A 14,719-nucleotide genomic window follows, 5' to 3' on the forward strand; every position below is an offset into this window, starting at 1 on the left:
TCAAAAATTCCTTCTTAATAGTTAACTTGCTAGTTGCTTGTCAGAGGCCAAAAGCCGAGCTTTAGGTAATAAACAATCGGGCCGCCGCAGTCTCGTGGCGCGCAGAGGCAATATCTAACAGCGGCGTACAGGCACCAATATCGTCGGTGCCAATCGTCCGCGAAGTCTCAACAACCTCCGTGACCACTGGAGCCAGCTGTCGAATCAGACGCTGCGCACCGACAAAATCAGCCACCTGCAATCGCACCGCCGCTGATGCCACAGCAGAGACGAAACCAAAGGCCTCGGCCTGCGCCGCCTCATCGGAATCCAGTCCAGCGGACCGATGAATCAACGCCATCACCACCGGGCTGTGCCCATACGCCAAGCGGCTGGACGCATCCGGGCTGCTCACCGCTTTCGAATACGCGCGCAGGGTATCGTCGTCAAGCCCTAACTCACGCGCCATAAACAGCATCTGCTTGCCGACGCGCACGCTGCCCCTCCGCTGCGAAAACGTCGGTCGTGCCGCATGCACCATCGCGTCGATTCGCATTATCCCAGCGACCGAATCCTGCTCCCACGTGCGAAAATGCGCAGCCAGATCGACCGGCGCGAAGGAATAACGCAACATGTCCTCGGCGACGGTGGCAAGTGCTGCCTCGTCACGCTTGCCGACGATCCCCTCGGCGACCAGCCCCTCGAGACCATGCGACAGCGTATAGCGACCGGAGGGGAATGCGGTGTCAGACCACTGCAAGGCCTGGTAAAACGACGAAGTCAAGCTCATCACCAGAGCCTAGAAGAGATAGTGCAGGCGCGTTAGCGGAAGCTCCTGGGCAGGCTCGATGCTGACGGGCTCGCCATCGACGGTGACCACATAGGTTTCCGGATCGACGTCAATCTTGGCCAGAGTGTTGTTTCGCACCATGTTTGCCTTGCCAATTCCGCGGCAGTCCTTTACCGGCAGAACACGGCTTTGCAAACCGAGCTCTTCCGGCACACCGGCATCAATTGCGGCCTGGGACATGAAGGTAATGCGAGTAGCCGTGAGAGCGGAACCGTAATTGCCGAACATATTGCGGAAATAGCAGGGTTCAGGAGTCGGGATGGATGCATTGGGATCGCCCATTTGTGACCAGCAGATTACCCCGGAGCGCAGAACCACATCCGGTTTTGCGGCAAAGGAATCGATTGGCCACAGCACCAAATCCGCAATCTTGCCGACTTCCACCGAACCCAGATAGTCATCAATTCCAGCGGAAATGGCGGGATTGATGGTCAGCTTCGCCAAGTAGCGCAGGACGCGTTCATTGTCATCGCCATTGGTTTCATCAGCACCGGGAAGTGGGCCGAGCTGGGCGCGGCAGTGATGAGCAGTCTGGAATGCGCGCGTGAAGGACTCGCCGACTCGTCCCATCGCCTGCGAATCGGAGGAGAAAATGGAAATGATGCCCATGTCATGGAGCACGGTTTCAGCTGCGATGGTCTCAGGTCGAACACGCGAATCGGCAAAAGCGACATCTTCCGGCACCGAGTGGGAAAGGTGATGACAGACCATCACCATATCCAGCAGTTCTTCGGCGCTGTTGATGGAGTAGGGCAGCGTCGGGTTCGTCGAAGCCGGCAGAACATTCGGAATCGCCGTGACCTTCAAAATGTCCGGGGCGTGACCGCCACCGGCGCCTTCAGAGTGGAAGGTGTGGATGGTCTGGTCACCAATGGCTTTGCGCGTGTCCTCGAAGAAACCTGACTCGTTGAGCGTATCCGTGTGGATGGCCAGCTGAACGTCGTACTTATCGCAGATGTCCAGCGCATTGTGAATAGTCGCAGGTGTCGCGCCCCAGTCCTCGTGAATCTTGAGCCCGGCAGCGCCAGCGAGTAGCTGTTCAACCAGCGCGTCCGGCTGACTGCCCGAACCCTTGCCCAGGAAACCAGCATTGACCGGCAGACCCTCTGCCGCGCGCAGCATGGTGTGAATATGGAATTGACCAGGCGTACACGTCGTGCCCTTTGACCCCTCCGCAGGCCCGGTACCGCCACCGAAGAACGTCGTAATGCCGTTGGAGAGACCCTCTTCGGCCTGCTGCGGTGCCAGGTAGTGGATGTGCGTATCGATGCCACCGGCCGTCAGCAGTCGATGCTCACCGGCAATAACCTCGGTACCAGCACCAATGACCAGGTCGGGGTGAACTCCGTCCTGCGTATGCGGGTTGCCCGACTTACCAATTGCGACAATCTTGCCATCTCGCAGACCCACGTCTGCCTTGACGACGCCCAGGAGAGCATCAACAATAATCGCGCTCGTAATAACCGTATCGGGCGTGCCTTGTGCGCGAGTTGCCTGCGGATCTTGGGCCATGCCGTCACGGATGGACTTACCGCCGCCATAGATGGACTCGTCGCCGGGGAAGTTGGCCGTGTAGTCCTTCTCGATTCGAATGACCAGATTGGTATCCGCCAGCGGTACTACATCGCCGGTTGTGGGGCCGTAGAGCTCCGCGTATCTCGACGAGCTGATCGTCGTTTCCTCATCCGCGGCAACTGGCATCGGTTCTGCAGGCTCGTGCGCAAAACCGTAGTCGGCAATTCGCTGAAAGGCAGCTTCCCGAGTGGCTTCATCATCCAGCGGGCCCTCAGTCATCCCCGCGAAGCCGTGGATAATGCGGTCTCCACCGAAGTCGACCAGTGTGACCGTCTTGGTATCGCCGGGTTCAAAGCGCACTGCCAGGCCGGCGGGGATATTTAGGTGCATTCCCCAGGCCTGATGGCGATCAAAGCAAAGAGCCGCATTGGCTTCGAAGAAGTGATAGTGAGAACCGACCTGGATTGCGCGGTCGCCGGTATTGGCCACCTTTAGTCGCAGAGCGCGGCGGCCTTTATTCAGAACTATTTGTCGACAATCTGTGTTGTTACTCGGTTGCATCTGCATCGATATTTCCTAGGTCAAACTCAGTGTGGACATCTGCGCTGTGATGGTGGTGATGATGGTTGTGACCATGACCGTGACTGTGCCCATGCACGTGGCCGTGGTGATGATGACCGTGGCCATGCACGTGGCCGTGACTGTGTCCATGGCCGCCATCCTCCTCGCCGTGACTATGGGCATAACCGTGCTCATGATCGGCAAGTAATGCTGCCTCAATGCCGTCATCATCATGCGACTGCAAAAGATGCAGAGCGGTTTTAGCAGACTGGGAGATGGCCGTCGCCAGTGCAGTACTGGTGATGAGTGGTTTTTGATTCTCGGCTGTCTGCAAATCAGCGCGGATTACTGTGCTCCGACGGGTTGGGCGCAAGGACTCGTCGTCAAGCGTGGCTTTATACGGTGCCAGCGTCTGCGAGACGGATGGGTAGACATCGTCGAACGCGACCACTACATCGGCGCCAGAACTGTGCGTCCACGCCAGACGAGCGATACGGAACAGCTCCGCGTCCGCGAACGGATCGATGGCAGCGGAACATATGACCGCGATATCGTCGGCCGAGGTCTCGCGCCGGAGCGTTGCGCGTAGAAACGCCAGCGTGGTGGTGGCACCCAGCGGCGGTGCCGCGAGTGCAATGCGCACATTCGAGTGATTGCGCTTGAACCACTGACAAGTCTTGGCCGTGTCGGCGATGAGTGGCAGATTGCGGCCACTTGTCATGGGCATAACGACGATATGGAGATTCTCGGTGTCCTCGCGGCCCAAATCCGCCAGTGTGCTGCGCAGCTCGGTGCCTGTGGAGGTCACGATGGTCTGATCAAAAGTGTCGAGGCCCTCTACTGCGGTGGTGATGAACTCTGGGCTGGCATCGACTCCGCAGTGAGCGATGAGGATACGTGGGGTCTGGGCTGCCATCTATTTGCCGCCAATTGGGTCATGGACGGATACGAGCTTTGTGCCATCGGTGAAGGTGGCCTCGACCTGTACCAGCATGATTGCCTCGCGGACACCATCGAGGACATCGTCAGGTCCGAGTACCTCGGTGCCAATGGTCATGGCTTCGGACACGGTCACACCATCTCTGGCGGCTTCGACGACGGCATCGCTAATCAGTGCTACTGCTTCGGGCCGGTTGAGTTTTAGACCGCGGTTCTTTCGTCGCTCGGCGACACGAGCTGCAAGAAAGAGCATGAGTTTATCTTGCTCGCGCGGGGTGAGGCGCATGTGTTACCTGCCTAACTGCTCAAAATGTGTGCTCATTGAGACTCAACGCCAGTTCGTACTATATCTGATTTCACAGCAAATAATTGCTGCACTACCGAATCATGACTGGTTACTTGCAGGCTATGCCTAAGCCAGCCGTATGGGTTTTCGGCGCTGAGGCAGCAATTTGCTGGGCAGCATTACAGCTGATGACCGGCCTATAGTTGGGCGGCTGGTGTGGGGTAGCTGAAGGAAGTAGCTGTCGTGAACTGACATCAGGGGTATCTCATGACGACCACAATGGCCGACGCTAAGCAGGGAAAGCGGAGGGCGGGAAATACTGGGTCGTCATCGAAGTTGGGTGACGACTATCCGCTCCGATTCGCGCCACGACACTACCGAACGTGGACACCAGTAGCAGTTGCCGGCTCGGCACTGGGAGGAATGGCCTACTTGGCTGACTTCTCCATCGGTGCTGGAATCGGCATTGCTCACGGAACAACAAACGCTGTGGTTGGCATTCTCATCGCCGCAGTCTTGATTTTTCTCTCCAGCGCGCCGCTGGCAATCTACGCCGCAAAGTTCAATCTCGACCTCGACCTCATCACACGCGGTTCCGGCTTTGGCTACTACGGCTCCGTAATCACCAACGTCATTTTCGCGACTTTTACATTCATCTTCTTCGCCACCGAAGGCGCAATTATGGCCCAGGGCCTAAAGCTCGGGCTCGGGATACCACTTTGGCTGGGATACCTGGTGAGCGTGCTCATCATCATCCCCGTAGTGGTTTTCGGAATGAAGACGCTACAGAAGATGCAGACGTGGACCAACCCACTCTGGCTAGTCATGATGGTGCTACCGATGGTGTATCTCGTCGTCAGGCACCCTGACTCCGTGGACGCTTTCTTGCATTATCAGGGGCAGGGAGAAGGTCCTAGCCTGGCGGCAATGATGGCTTCTGCCGGTGTGTGTTTGGCGCTGGTGGCGCAGATTGCCGAGAACATTGACTTCATCCGTTTCATGCCGCCGAAGACAAAGGACAACGCCACGTCGTGGTGGGCCTCGGTCATCATGGCTGGGCCGGGATGGGTTATCTTCGGTGCAGCTAAGCAGATTATCGGTGTGTTTCTCGCGGTCTACATGATTTCGGTGGTCGGCGGCGGCATGACCGAAGCCGTTGAGCCAGTGCATCAGTTCATGACGGTGTACCAGGAAATGGTGCCCACGTGGCTGGCAATCACGCTGGCGGTCGTCTTGGTGGTGATGAGCCAAATCAAGATCAACGCCACGAATGCATACTCTGGCTCGCTGGCGTGGACTAACGCCTACACGCGAGTGGCAAAGTCCTATCCGGGACGCATTGTCTTCGTCTTCGTCAATCTCGGCATCGCACTGGCGCTTATGGAGTTCGACATGTTCTCCATGCTCAATGCGGTTCTGGGGTTCTACTCAAACCTCGCCATTGCGTGGATTTTCACAGTGGCTACGGACATTGCAATTAACAAGTGGGTCCTGAAGATCTCGCCGATTTATCCCGACTACCGACGCGGAATGATTCACGACTTCAACCCCGTCGGCATTACCTCGCTCGTTGCTTCCGCGACAATCTCAATCGCCATGTACTTCGGCGCTTTCGGCGAGAGCTTGGTGCCGTACTCCGCACTCGTCGCCGCAGCAATCGCCTTCGTCGTCACGCCGACGATGGCAATTCTGACTAAGGGGCGCTACTACCGACGTCGCTTTGACGACGGCATCGCCGCACCGCTTTTCGACGAGCACGGGAACCCATCCAATGAGTCTTTCACCTGTGTCATCACCGGTGAACAGGTCGAACGACCTGATGTAATCCTTTCGGCGGAGCGTGGCGACGATGGCGCGGAGCAGTACATATCCTCGCTCGCACTGACAATGGACCGCGACGGCCGACATGTTATGCCGGCTCAATCGCGGCGGGGGCGTAGCGCATCAGTGCGAACGTCCTGAGAGGAGGCGCTAGGCCTTTAGCGCCTCTGAGATGGGGGTATCGCCCTCATTGAAGTTAATGGTGCGACCAATCGTTTGATCGTTGAATACGGTCTGCGCGATGACATTGGCAACCGTTGCACGGGCAACCTTTGTGGCCTTTGTGGCATCGGTGTCAATGGAATCCTGGCCTTCGTCGAAGGTCAGCGTGCTCGGTCCCAGGATTGTCCAGTCCAAGTCAGATTCGCGCAAAGCTGTATCCGCGGCGGCCTTGGCCTCGGCGTAGGCAAAGAAGGAATTATCCTCAGGAACTCCGTGGTTCGGGCCGGCACCAAAGTAGGACACCATTACGTAGCGGTTAACTCCGGCGGCCTTGGCAGCTGCCATCGAGGTGATTGCGGCATCGCGGTCGATTGCGTAGGTGCGCTCTGATGAACCGCCGCCTGCGCCAGCGGACCAAACGACGGCATCATTGCCGCGTAGCAGGTCAGCGAACTTCTCGGTCGAGAGCTCGGTGATGTCATAGACAGCTGGGGTGGCACCGAGCGCTTCAATGTCCGAGACCTGATCAGGGTTACGAATAACTGAGGTTACTTCGTAGCCTTCATTGATGAGTAGGGGAGTAGCGATTTGGGCCACCTTGCCGTGGCCGCCGATAACAATAACTTTTTTAGCCATGCCCCACCTATACGTCAGCTCGCTGGTACTAGCAATGCAGTTGCCTTCGCTGGCAGTGAACATGACGAACGGTGAGCGACGAACGGTGAGCGCTGAGTATGGCGAGGCGTACTTCTTGCCACCCCATTTGCAGGGTACAAGAACGCCTAGTTAAGTCGTCCTAAATCAAGTTATATATGTAGACGTAATTTACCTGTTCAATCCGGGTATTTTTCGATATTGGTAGCCCAGCAGAGGCCCTTAGTTTTTCCAAAAAGACAAAATTAGGGCGAATTCGCGTAGAAAATACCTGTGAAATGCCGTTGCGGTATTCACCATGGCTCATCGACCAAATTCTGATGTCGGCACGTTGCCACGACTAATCGGAAAAATTACTTCTACGGTGGCGCAAATGGCGCCGGGGCGAGGAATTGATTCAGTGCGCATTGAGCCTGTGGGCTGGCATGCGCATGAAGAAGGCGTGCGGAAGCTAGTTGATAGCTTTCAAGCTATTCCTGCTGACCAGCGGGTCAGGTTGGCGAAGCGCACATCAAACCTTTTTCGCGGGCGTAGTAAAACTCTCGTACCAGGTCTAGATGTCAGCGGTCTCGGCGGAGTAATCGCCGTCGATCCAGTTGAAAAGACTGCCGACGTGCAGGGAATGTGTACCTACGAAGACCTGGTAGATGCCACTTTGCCCTACGGTCTGATGCCTTTGGTTGTGCCAGAGCTAAAGACAATTACGCTCGGTGGAGCTGTGACCGGTATTGGCGTGGAGTCAACGAGTTTCCGTAACGGCCTGCCACATGAGTCCGTCATCGAGATGGATGTCCTAGTCGGTACCGGCGAAATTGTGACCTGCTCGCGCACGGAAAATGTCGATCTTTTCCGTGGCTTTCCAAACTCCTATGGTTCCCTCGGCTACACCGTACGGTTAAAAATCGAGCTCGAAGAAGCACTTCCATACGTCGAGCTGCGACACGTTCGGTACAACTCCACGACGGAAGCTGCAGAGGATCTGGCAAAGATTTCCGTGGAAAAGGAGTTCCAAGGCGAGCCTGTTCACTTCCTTGACGGTGTCGCTTTCTCGCCGAATGAGATTTACCTGGTGCTGGGACGCAAAACTGATGAGGAAGGTCCCGTCTCGGACTACTCCCGAGACAAGATCTACTACAGGTCCCTGCAGCACCCCTCCGGCGTTACTCGAGATCGCCTGAAGATTCGCGATTACATCTGGCGCTGGGATATTGACTGGTTCTGGTGCTCTAGAGCCTTCGGTACCCAAAATCCCGCAGTTCGTGCAATGTGGCCGCGCGAGCTCAAACGATCCTCGGTGTATTGGAAGTTCGTCGGCCTCGATCGCAAGTACGACATTGACGCGAAAATGAAAGCACGAAAAGGCCTGCCGGCCAATGAGCGCGTCGTCCAAGATATCGAGGTCACTGTTGACCACTTGGCTGAATACCTGGATTGGTTTTTCCAAGCCTGCGATATCCAGCCTGTGTGGCTATGCCCGATTCACCTTCGTGATGGCTCCAGCGAGCTAATTGGTACTGGCGACAAGCTCGCTGGCAGCAGCAGTGCTTGGCCACTGTATCCGCTAGATCCCGAGACCACCTGGATCAATGTCGGGTTCTGGTCTGCAGTGCCGAACAACCATGTCCCAGGAGATACTCGCCTCGGCGCGTTCAACCGCGTTATTGAGGCCAAGGTCAGCGATTTGGGCGGTCACAAGTCACTGTATTCCGAGGCGTTCTACTCACCAGAACAATTCGGAGCACTCTACGGTGGCAACCTACCCGATGAGCTCAAAGCAATCTACGACCCTGATTCCCGGTTCCCGCGGCTGTATGACAAGACCGTCACTGGTGCCTAACTAGAAGCCCAACCACTTCAAGCGGCTTTTCTCCAATTCTTCGAAATAGCCAGTTAATAGCAAGGATTCACCATGGCATTTACTCCAATGAACGTTGCAGAGATTTTCGAGGCCTTCATCGATACCTCGGAGAAGCCTCTGCCAATTCGCCTGACGGCTTTTGATGGTTCAGTCGCTGGCCCCGACGATGCAAAAGTAGGCTTGAACGTCCGCTCGCTCGATGCGCTGAACTACATCGTTACTCATCTGCGTGATGATGTCGGATTCGGTCGCGCATTCGTCACCGGTGAGATCGAGCTGACTCGCGTCCGTCTCGGACACCCAATTGAAGCGTTCGACGCTCTGATGAAATTGCACGAACAATTCGTGATGCCACCTGCAGCAACTTTGGCGAAGATTGTTCGCTCCCTGCGTTCGATGGGGCTGCCATATGTTCCTGTTGTGCCCGAGATTGAACGTACTGCATGGTGGAAGAAGCGCCTGCAAAACGGTCTAGCACGTCACTCTAAGGAACGCGACGCAGACTCGATTTCGTCGCATTACGACGTCAGTAATGAATTCTACGAGATCATCCTGGGCCCATCGATGACGTACACCTGCGCCTACTACCCGAATGAGAACTCCACGCTCGAAGAGGCACAGGAAAACAAGTACCGCCTGGTATTCGATAAGTTGCGCCTGAAGGAAGGCGATAGGCTTCTCGACGTTGGCTGTGGTTGGGGCGGCATGGTTCTCTATGCGGCAAGGCGCGGCGTTAAGGCCATCGGCGTGACTCTGTCGAAGCAGCAGGCAGAGTACGCACAGGCCAAGATTAAGGAAGAGGGCCTGGAAGATCTTGCTGAGGTGCGCTTCCAGGACTACCGCGATGTTCCTGAAGAAGGCTTCGATGCCATCTCCGCAATCGGTCTTTTGGAGCACATCGGTGTGGAGAACTACCCGAGCTTCTTCGGCTTCCTCTATGGCAAGTTGAAAGAAGGCGGTTTGATGCTGAACCACTGCATCACCTACTGGGATAACCACCGCACCCGCAAGGGCACCTTCATCGACCGTTACATCTTCCCAGACGGTGAGCTCACCGGTGTCGGAACTATCATGCGAGCAATGCAGGATCAGGGCTTTGAGATGCTCGATCAGCAGAACCTGCGTTTCGACTACGAGCACACTCTCTATGACTGGTGTGAACGACTGGACAAGGATTGGGACAAGGCCGTCGAGCTGGTTGGTGAGCAGACCGCAAAGCTGTGGGGCATGTACATGGCTGGTTCCGAGTACAACTTCGCATGTAACCAGATCCAGCTGCACCAGGTTCTGGGTGTAAAGGTGTTCCCGGACGGCTCCCGTGGTGATGTCCCGCAGCGTCAGTGGTGGAAAGACTAATTGTCTTAAGCGTCGATAATTCTCATGTCCGCTAGCTAGCCTGAAAGTATATGAAGGTAGAAAAAGTTGGCGTAATCGCATTATCGGCAGTTGTATGTGCGGCTGCCCTGGCTGGTTGTGGGGGACAGGACCAGCAACAGGTCGGCCGTGAGGCCGATGACGGCAGTCATGATACGCAGTCGGAGGCACCTACAACGCCTGCCCCGAGTGCTAATAATGCGCACAGCAGAAAGCCCGATGAGCCGATTCTGGGCAATATCGGGCCTAATGGCGCCTGTGATGAAAGCGTCATCGCAATCGACCACGAAAAGCCCACAGCGCGGATCACATATCACGGTCAGCCTGGTGACCACATCAAGCTGACCATTAATAGCAATAGTCCGGAGCGAGAAGCAGAAACCCAAGGGTTTGAGCTTTCGAGCACGCTGACCGAGATGCAAATTCCAACAGACATCCCCAACGACACCATTCCGAACATTCAGGTGGAAGCCGATGGGCGAGTGGGGCTCGCCGGCAACTGTGTCATCGAAGTGAATTAGAGGCGTAAAACCGGCTATAAATAAGGCCACAGAACTAGTCGTCGTAAAGCATGCGCGTGACTGCAGTGACGAAAGAGAGCGCGTGGGGAGGCGCGCCATGCTTTACGACGATAATTTGTGAGTCGGCCTTCGCACTGATCAAAGTGGCTGAAATTTTTACGCTATTACCTGGGTGTTTGGAGTAAAGCCCCAGCTCGCGTACTGTTATACAACGATCCCAGAAAAGAATTGGGAACTTGAGACATTACCCAGTAGGCCAGCGAGAGCGGCTGACTGGGTTTCGCACGTTCAAAATCCCTCCGCTTTTCTCGTGTTAAACCGATGGGCTCACCACTGGATGAGTAATAACTTTTCTTGTGAAGCATTCACACGGATGGTGGTTACTCCGCTGCGGTCGGTATCGGGCACGAGAATCTCAGGCGGCGAGAGAAAGAAGAAAGAGGCTTCATGCCCACTATTCAGCAGCTGGTCCGTAAGGGCCGCCATGACAAGAAGGCTAAGGTTGCAACCGCAGCTCTGAAGGGTTCCCCTCAGCGTCGCGGCGTTTGCACCCGTGTTTACACCACCACCCCGAAGAAGCCGAACTCGGCTCTTCGTAAGGTCGCTCGTGTGCGCCTGACCTCCGGCGTCGAGGTCTCCGCTTACATCCCGGGCGAGGGCCACAACCTGCAGGAGCACTCCATGGTGCTCGTCCGCGGTGGTCGTGTTAAGGACCTCCCGGGTGTCCGCTACAAGATCGTCCGTGGTTCCCTCGACACCCAGGGTGTCAAGGACCGCAAGCAGGCTCGTTCCCGCTACGGCGCAAAGAAGGAGAAGTAAGCCATGCCACGTAAGGGCCCAGTACAGAAGCGTCCTGTCGTCAACGACCCGGTCTACGGCTCCCCTCTGGTGTCGCAGCTGGTCAACAAGGTTCTGATTGACGGTAAGAAGTCGACCGCAGAGCGCATCGTCTACGGTGCACTTGAGCTGTGCGAAGAGAAGACCGGTACTGACCCGGTGCTGACTCTGAAGCGCGCAATCGAGAACGTCAAGCCGGCTCTTGAGGTTCGTTCCCGTCGTGTCGGTGGCGCCACCTACCAGGTCCCGGTCGAGGTTCGTCCGGGCCGTGGCACCACTCTGGCGCTGCGCTGGCTGCTGATGTTCTCGCGTCAGCGTCGTGAGAACACCATGACCGAGCGTCTCGCTAACGAGATCCTCGATGCATCCAACGGCCTGGGTGCATCCGTCAAGCGTCGTGAGGACACTCACAAGATGGCGGAAGCAAACCGCGCATTCGCTCACTACCGCTGGTAATCGCTTATCGACGGGGCCGCGAGTGGTCACCGTCGTAAAGCAGCTGCCGGTATGTCAACGGCGCGCGTCGGTCGCGGTCCACGGATCTTTAAGGGTCACTCAAATAGGGCCAGCCCGGCGCTTACACCCGATGTCTTGCGTAGAATTTACGCAAAAGGTGTACGTCACGGCGCGACTTCGCGCCAAGACGGTGGCATTATAGATAAAGCAAACCCGACCGACGGCGGATTTGACGGCCAATTGCAATCCCGTAATTGAGCCTCACCGCCAAACCGATTTGAAACGAGTGGGGAATCAAGTGGCTGAAGGTGCACTTCCCGTTAAGAAGGACCTCCACAAGGTCCGCAACATCGGCATCATGGCGCACATCGATGCTGGTAAGACGACTACGACCGAGCGCATCCTGTACTACACGGGTATTAACCGCAAGGTCGGCGAGACTCACGATGGTGCGTCCACAACCGACTGGATGGAGCAGGAGAAGGAGCGCGGTATTACCATTACCTCCGCTGCTGTGACCTGTTTCTGGAACGACAACCAGATCAACATCATCGATACCCCGGGGCACGTCGACTTCACCGTTGAGGTCGAGCGTTCCTTGCGTGTGCTCGACGGTGCCGTCGCAGTCTTCGACGGTAAGGAAGGTGTCGAGCCGCAGTCTGAGCAGGTTTGGCGTCAGGCTCAGAAGTACGATGTCCCACGTATTTGCTTCGTCAACAAGATGGACAAGCTGGGCGCTGACTTCTACTACACCGTTGGCACCATCGTTGACCGCCTGGGCGCTAAGCCGTTGGTTATGCAGCTGCCGATTGGCGCTGAGGATGACTTCGACGGCGTTGTTGACCTGCTGGAGATGAAGGCCCTCATGTGGCCGGGCAAGGTCGAGATTGGCACTCCTGCGCAGGTCGAGGAGATTCCGGCTGACCTGGTCGACAAGGCTAACGAGTACCGTGAGAAGCTCATTGAGACCGTCGCTGAGTCCGACGAGGAGCTCATGGAAAAGTACTTCGGTGGCGAAGAGCTGACCATGGACGAGATTAAGGGCGCCATCCGCAAGATGGTTCTGAACTCTGAGGTCTACCCGGTCTACTGTGGTACCGCTTACAAGAACAAGGGTGTTGAGCCGCTGCTCGACGCTGTCATTGACTTCCTGCCGAATCCGCTGGACATCGGTGAGGTGCACGGCCACCAGATGGGCGACGAGGACGTCGATATGGTTCGTAAGCCGTCTAAGGATGAGCCGTTCTCTGCTCTTGCATTCAAGATCGCTGCTCACCCGTTCTTCGGTAAGCTGACCTTCGTCCGCGTTTACTCCGGTCGCGTGGAGTCGGGCCAGCAGGTCCTGAACTCCACCAAGGACAAGAAGGAGCGCGTCGGTAAGCTGTTCCAGATGCACGCCAACAAGGAGAACCCTGTTGACGAGGCAGTGGCAGGTAACATCTACGCCTTCATTGGTCTGAAGGACACCACCACTGGTGACACCCTGTGTGCACAGGATGCTCCAATCGTTCTGGAGTCCATGTCCTTCCCGGATCCGGTTATCTCCGTTGCTATTGAGCCGAAGTCCAAGGCTGACCAGGAGAAGCTGAGTACCGCTATTCAGCGTCTTGCTGAAGAGGACCCGACCTTCACCGTTCGCCTGGATGAGGAAACCGGCCAGACCGTTATCGGCGGTATGGGCGAGCTCCACCTCGACGTCCTGGTTGACCGCATGAAGCGTGAGTTCAAGGTCGAAGCAAACATCGGTAACCCGCAGGTTGCTTACCGCGAGACCATCCGCAAGCCGGTCGAGAAGTTCGAGTACACCCACAAGAAGCAGACCGGTGGTTCGGGTCAGTTTGCCCGCGTCATCATTGCTCTGGAGCCTTACGCTCCGTCTACTGACGAGGTTGAAGAGGGTGAGTCCACCACTTACAAGTTCGTCAACGAGGTGACCGGTGGCCGTGTTCCGAAGGAATACATTCCGTCTGTCGACGCTGGTATTCAGGACGCAATGCAGTACGGTACCCTGGCTGGCTACCCGCTGGTGAACATCCAGGCAACCCTGCTCGACGGTGCTTACCACGAGGTTGACTCCTCTGAAATGGCCTTCAAGATTGCTGGTCAGCAGGCTCTGAAGGAAGCTGTCCAGAAGGCTAAGCCGGTCCTGCTTGAGCCGATGATGGCCGTTGAGGTCATTACTCCGGAAGAGTACATGGGTGAGGTCATCGGTGACATCAACTCCCGTCGTGGTCAGGTTAACTCCATGGAGGACCGTACGGGCGTCAAGGCTGTTAAGGCTCTGGTTCCGCTGTCCGAGATGTTTGGCTACGTTGGTGACCTGCGTTCCAAGACCCAGGGTCGCGCTAACTACACAATGATCTTCGACTCCTACGCTGAGGTTCCTTCCTCCGTGGCCGAGGAGATCATTGCAGCGCGCACCGGCGCTTAAATTGCATCGGCAGGGTGGGGCGCTCTATCAGGGCTGACTCCATCTCTGTGCGCACTGCGCTGTCACTCTTTTTAGACGGTGCAGTGCGAGGGTCTGCAGCTTTTTAGTAGATTCCCTTAAGATTTGACTGTGCTGAGATGTCGCCAGACTCTTGGCTCGTGTTAGCACAGGCAAGCTCTTGGGGGTAGCTGCTCGCAATTCATATCGTTGGGCGATTTTAGATCGCAACTCAAATATCTAGTATTTATGCAGGTAAATGACGATGTGAGTTGCTGGCCGTTACCCACCCTTAACTAGGGGGTTGGTCTGGTTTGGAAAACTCCAGTATCCTGCCCTAGTATCGAGTAACTGGCACAGTGAAAGAATAGTGCTCTTTTGCGCGCGCACGTTCCGAAGTCGTAAGCGAACAGCTTGAAAGCTTCTGATGTTGTGAAGGCGGATTGAGTGACCACAAAATTGTGGCTGCGAGAGTCGT

At 56.3% G+C, this 14,719-nt stretch carries 12 protein-coding genes; 7 read left to right on the forward strand and 5 right to left on the reverse strand.

What is annotated here, in order from left to right:
• Window positions 1-61 precede the first annotated feature (61 nt).
• The 4 genes from HMPREF2614_RS09190 to HMPREF2614_RS09205 are packed head-to-tail and all read right to left on the reverse strand — an operon-like array spanning window position 62 to window position 4,130.
• Entirely contained in the window at window positions 62-769 is a 708-nt protein-coding gene (locus HMPREF2614_RS09190; protein ID WP_038627626.1) for an urease accessory protein UreF, read from the reverse strand.
• A gap of 9 nt (window positions 770-778) precedes the next feature.
• Window positions 779-2,905 carry an urease subunit alpha gene (ureC, locus tag HMPREF2614_RS09195; protein ID WP_080972809.1) on the reverse strand — a complete coding sequence of 709 codons (2,127 nt, stop codon included), beginning with the start codon at window positions 2,903-2,905 and terminating at the stop codon, window positions 779-781.
• Window positions 2,892-3,821 (reverse strand): hypothetical protein, encoded by a 930-nt coding sequence (locus tag HMPREF2614_RS09200; RefSeq protein WP_049180775.1) that lies wholly within the window; start codon window positions 3,819-3,821, stop codon window positions 2,892-2,894. The genes ureC and HMPREF2614_RS09200 overlap by 14 nt, the downstream gene beginning before the upstream one ends.
• On the reverse strand, window positions 3,822-4,130 hold the full coding sequence (locus HMPREF2614_RS09205; RefSeq protein ID WP_038627628.1) for an urease subunit gamma: 309 nt from the start codon (window positions 4,128-4,130) through the stop codon (window positions 3,822-3,824).
• Between the two features lie 267 nt (window positions 4,131-4,397).
• Here HMPREF2614_RS09205 and HMPREF2614_RS09210 point away from each other — a divergent pair, with 267 nt between their 5' ends.
• On the forward strand, window positions 4,398-6,092 hold the full coding sequence (locus HMPREF2614_RS09210; protein ID WP_070560804.1) for a purine-cytosine permease family protein: 1,695 nt from the start codon (window positions 4,398-4,400) through the stop codon (window positions 6,090-6,092).
• 9 nt (window positions 6,093-6,101) lie between these two features.
• Here HMPREF2614_RS09210 and HMPREF2614_RS09215 read toward each other — a convergent pair whose 3' ends face one another.
• Window positions 6,102-6,749, reverse strand: a complete 648-nt coding sequence (locus HMPREF2614_RS09215; protein ID WP_038627630.1) for an SDR family oxidoreductase — start codon at window positions 6,747-6,749, stop codon at window positions 6,102-6,104.
• A 316-nt stretch (window positions 6,750-7,065) separates the two neighbouring features.
• Between HMPREF2614_RS09215 and HMPREF2614_RS09220 the strand changes: the two genes are divergently transcribed.
• The 6 genes from HMPREF2614_RS09220 to fusA all read left to right on the forward strand — a co-directional run bounded on the left by HMPREF2614_RS09220 (window position 7,066) and on the right by fusA (window position 14,244).
• The gene (locus HMPREF2614_RS09220) at window positions 7,066-8,604 is read left to right on the forward strand and encodes an FAD-binding oxidoreductase (RefSeq protein WP_080972800.1); all 1,539 of its coding nucleotides are present in this window, start codon (window positions 7,066-7,068) and stop codon (window positions 8,602-8,604) included.
• Between the two features lie 72 nt (window positions 8,605-8,676).
• Window positions 8,677-9,981: an SAM-dependent methyltransferase gene (locus HMPREF2614_RS09225; RefSeq protein WP_038627632.1), complete on the forward strand. Its 1,305-nt coding sequence runs from the start codon at window positions 8,677-8,679 to the stop codon at window positions 9,979-9,981.
• Between the two features lie 50 nt (window positions 9,982-10,031).
• Entirely contained in the window at window positions 10,032-10,520 is a 489-nt protein-coding gene (locus HMPREF2614_RS09230) for a hypothetical protein (protein WP_038627634.1), read from the forward strand.
• A gap of 447 nt (window positions 10,521-10,967) precedes the next feature.
• Window positions 10,968-11,339, forward strand: a complete 372-nt coding sequence (gene rpsL / locus HMPREF2614_RS09235; RefSeq protein WP_038627636.1) for a 30S ribosomal protein S12 — start codon at window positions 10,968-10,970, stop codon at window positions 11,337-11,339.
• Window positions 11,340-11,342: 3 nt separating this feature from the next.
• Entirely contained in the window at window positions 11,343-11,813 is a 471-nt protein-coding gene (gene rpsG, locus HMPREF2614_RS09240) for a 30S ribosomal protein S7 (RefSeq protein ID WP_016422052.1), read from the forward strand.
• Between the two features lie 298 nt (window positions 11,814-12,111).
• Complete coding sequence (gene fusA, locus HMPREF2614_RS09245) at window positions 12,112-14,244, forward strand: elongation factor G (protein ID WP_083300228.1); 2,133 nt, start codon at window positions 12,112-12,114, stop codon at window positions 14,242-14,244.
• Window positions 14,245-14,719 lie beyond the last annotated feature (475 nt).

The sequence above is a fragment of the Corynebacterium sp. HMSC074C11 genome (genome assembly GCF_001809455.1).
Lineage (GTDB): Bacteria > Actinomycetota > Actinomycetes > Mycobacteriales > Mycobacteriaceae > Corynebacterium > Corynebacterium amycolatum.

Coding starts and splice junctions, on each gene's coding strand:
- HMPREF2614_RS09190 (WP_038627626.1), bottom strand. CDS start 769: ATGAGCTTGACTTCGTCGTTTTACCAGGCCTTGCAGTGGTCTGACACC.
- ureC (WP_080972809.1), bottom strand. CDS start 2,905: ATGCAACCGAGTAACAACACAGATTGTCGACAAATAGTTCTGAATAAA.
- HMPREF2614_RS09200 (WP_049180775.1), bottom strand. CDS start 3,821: ATGGCAGCCCAGACCCCACGTATCCTCATCGCTCACTGCGGAGTCGAT.
- HMPREF2614_RS09205 (WP_038627628.1), bottom strand. CDS start 4,130: ATGCGCCTCACCCCGCGCGAGCAAGATAAACTCATGCTCTTTCTTGCA.
- HMPREF2614_RS09210 (WP_070560804.1), top strand. CDS start 4,398: ATGACGACCACAATGGCCGACGCTAAGCAGGGAAAGCGGAGGGCGGGA.
- HMPREF2614_RS09215 (WP_038627630.1), bottom strand. CDS start 6,749: ATGGCTAAAAAAGTTATTGTTATCGGCGGCCACGGCAAGGTGGCCCAA.
- HMPREF2614_RS09220 (WP_080972800.1), top strand. CDS start 7,066: ATGGCTCATCGACCAAATTCTGATGTCGGCACGTTGCCACGACTAATC.
- HMPREF2614_RS09225 (WP_038627632.1), top strand. CDS start 8,677: ATGGCATTTACTCCAATGAACGTTGCAGAGATTTTCGAGGCCTTCATC.
- HMPREF2614_RS09230 (WP_038627634.1), top strand. CDS start 10,032: ATGAAGGTAGAAAAAGTTGGCGTAATCGCATTATCGGCAGTTGTATGT.
- rpsL (WP_038627636.1), top strand. CDS start 10,968: ATGCCCACTATTCAGCAGCTGGTCCGTAAGGGCCGCCATGACAAGAAG.
- rpsG (WP_016422052.1), top strand. CDS start 11,343: ATGCCACGTAAGGGCCCAGTACAGAAGCGTCCTGTCGTCAACGACCCG.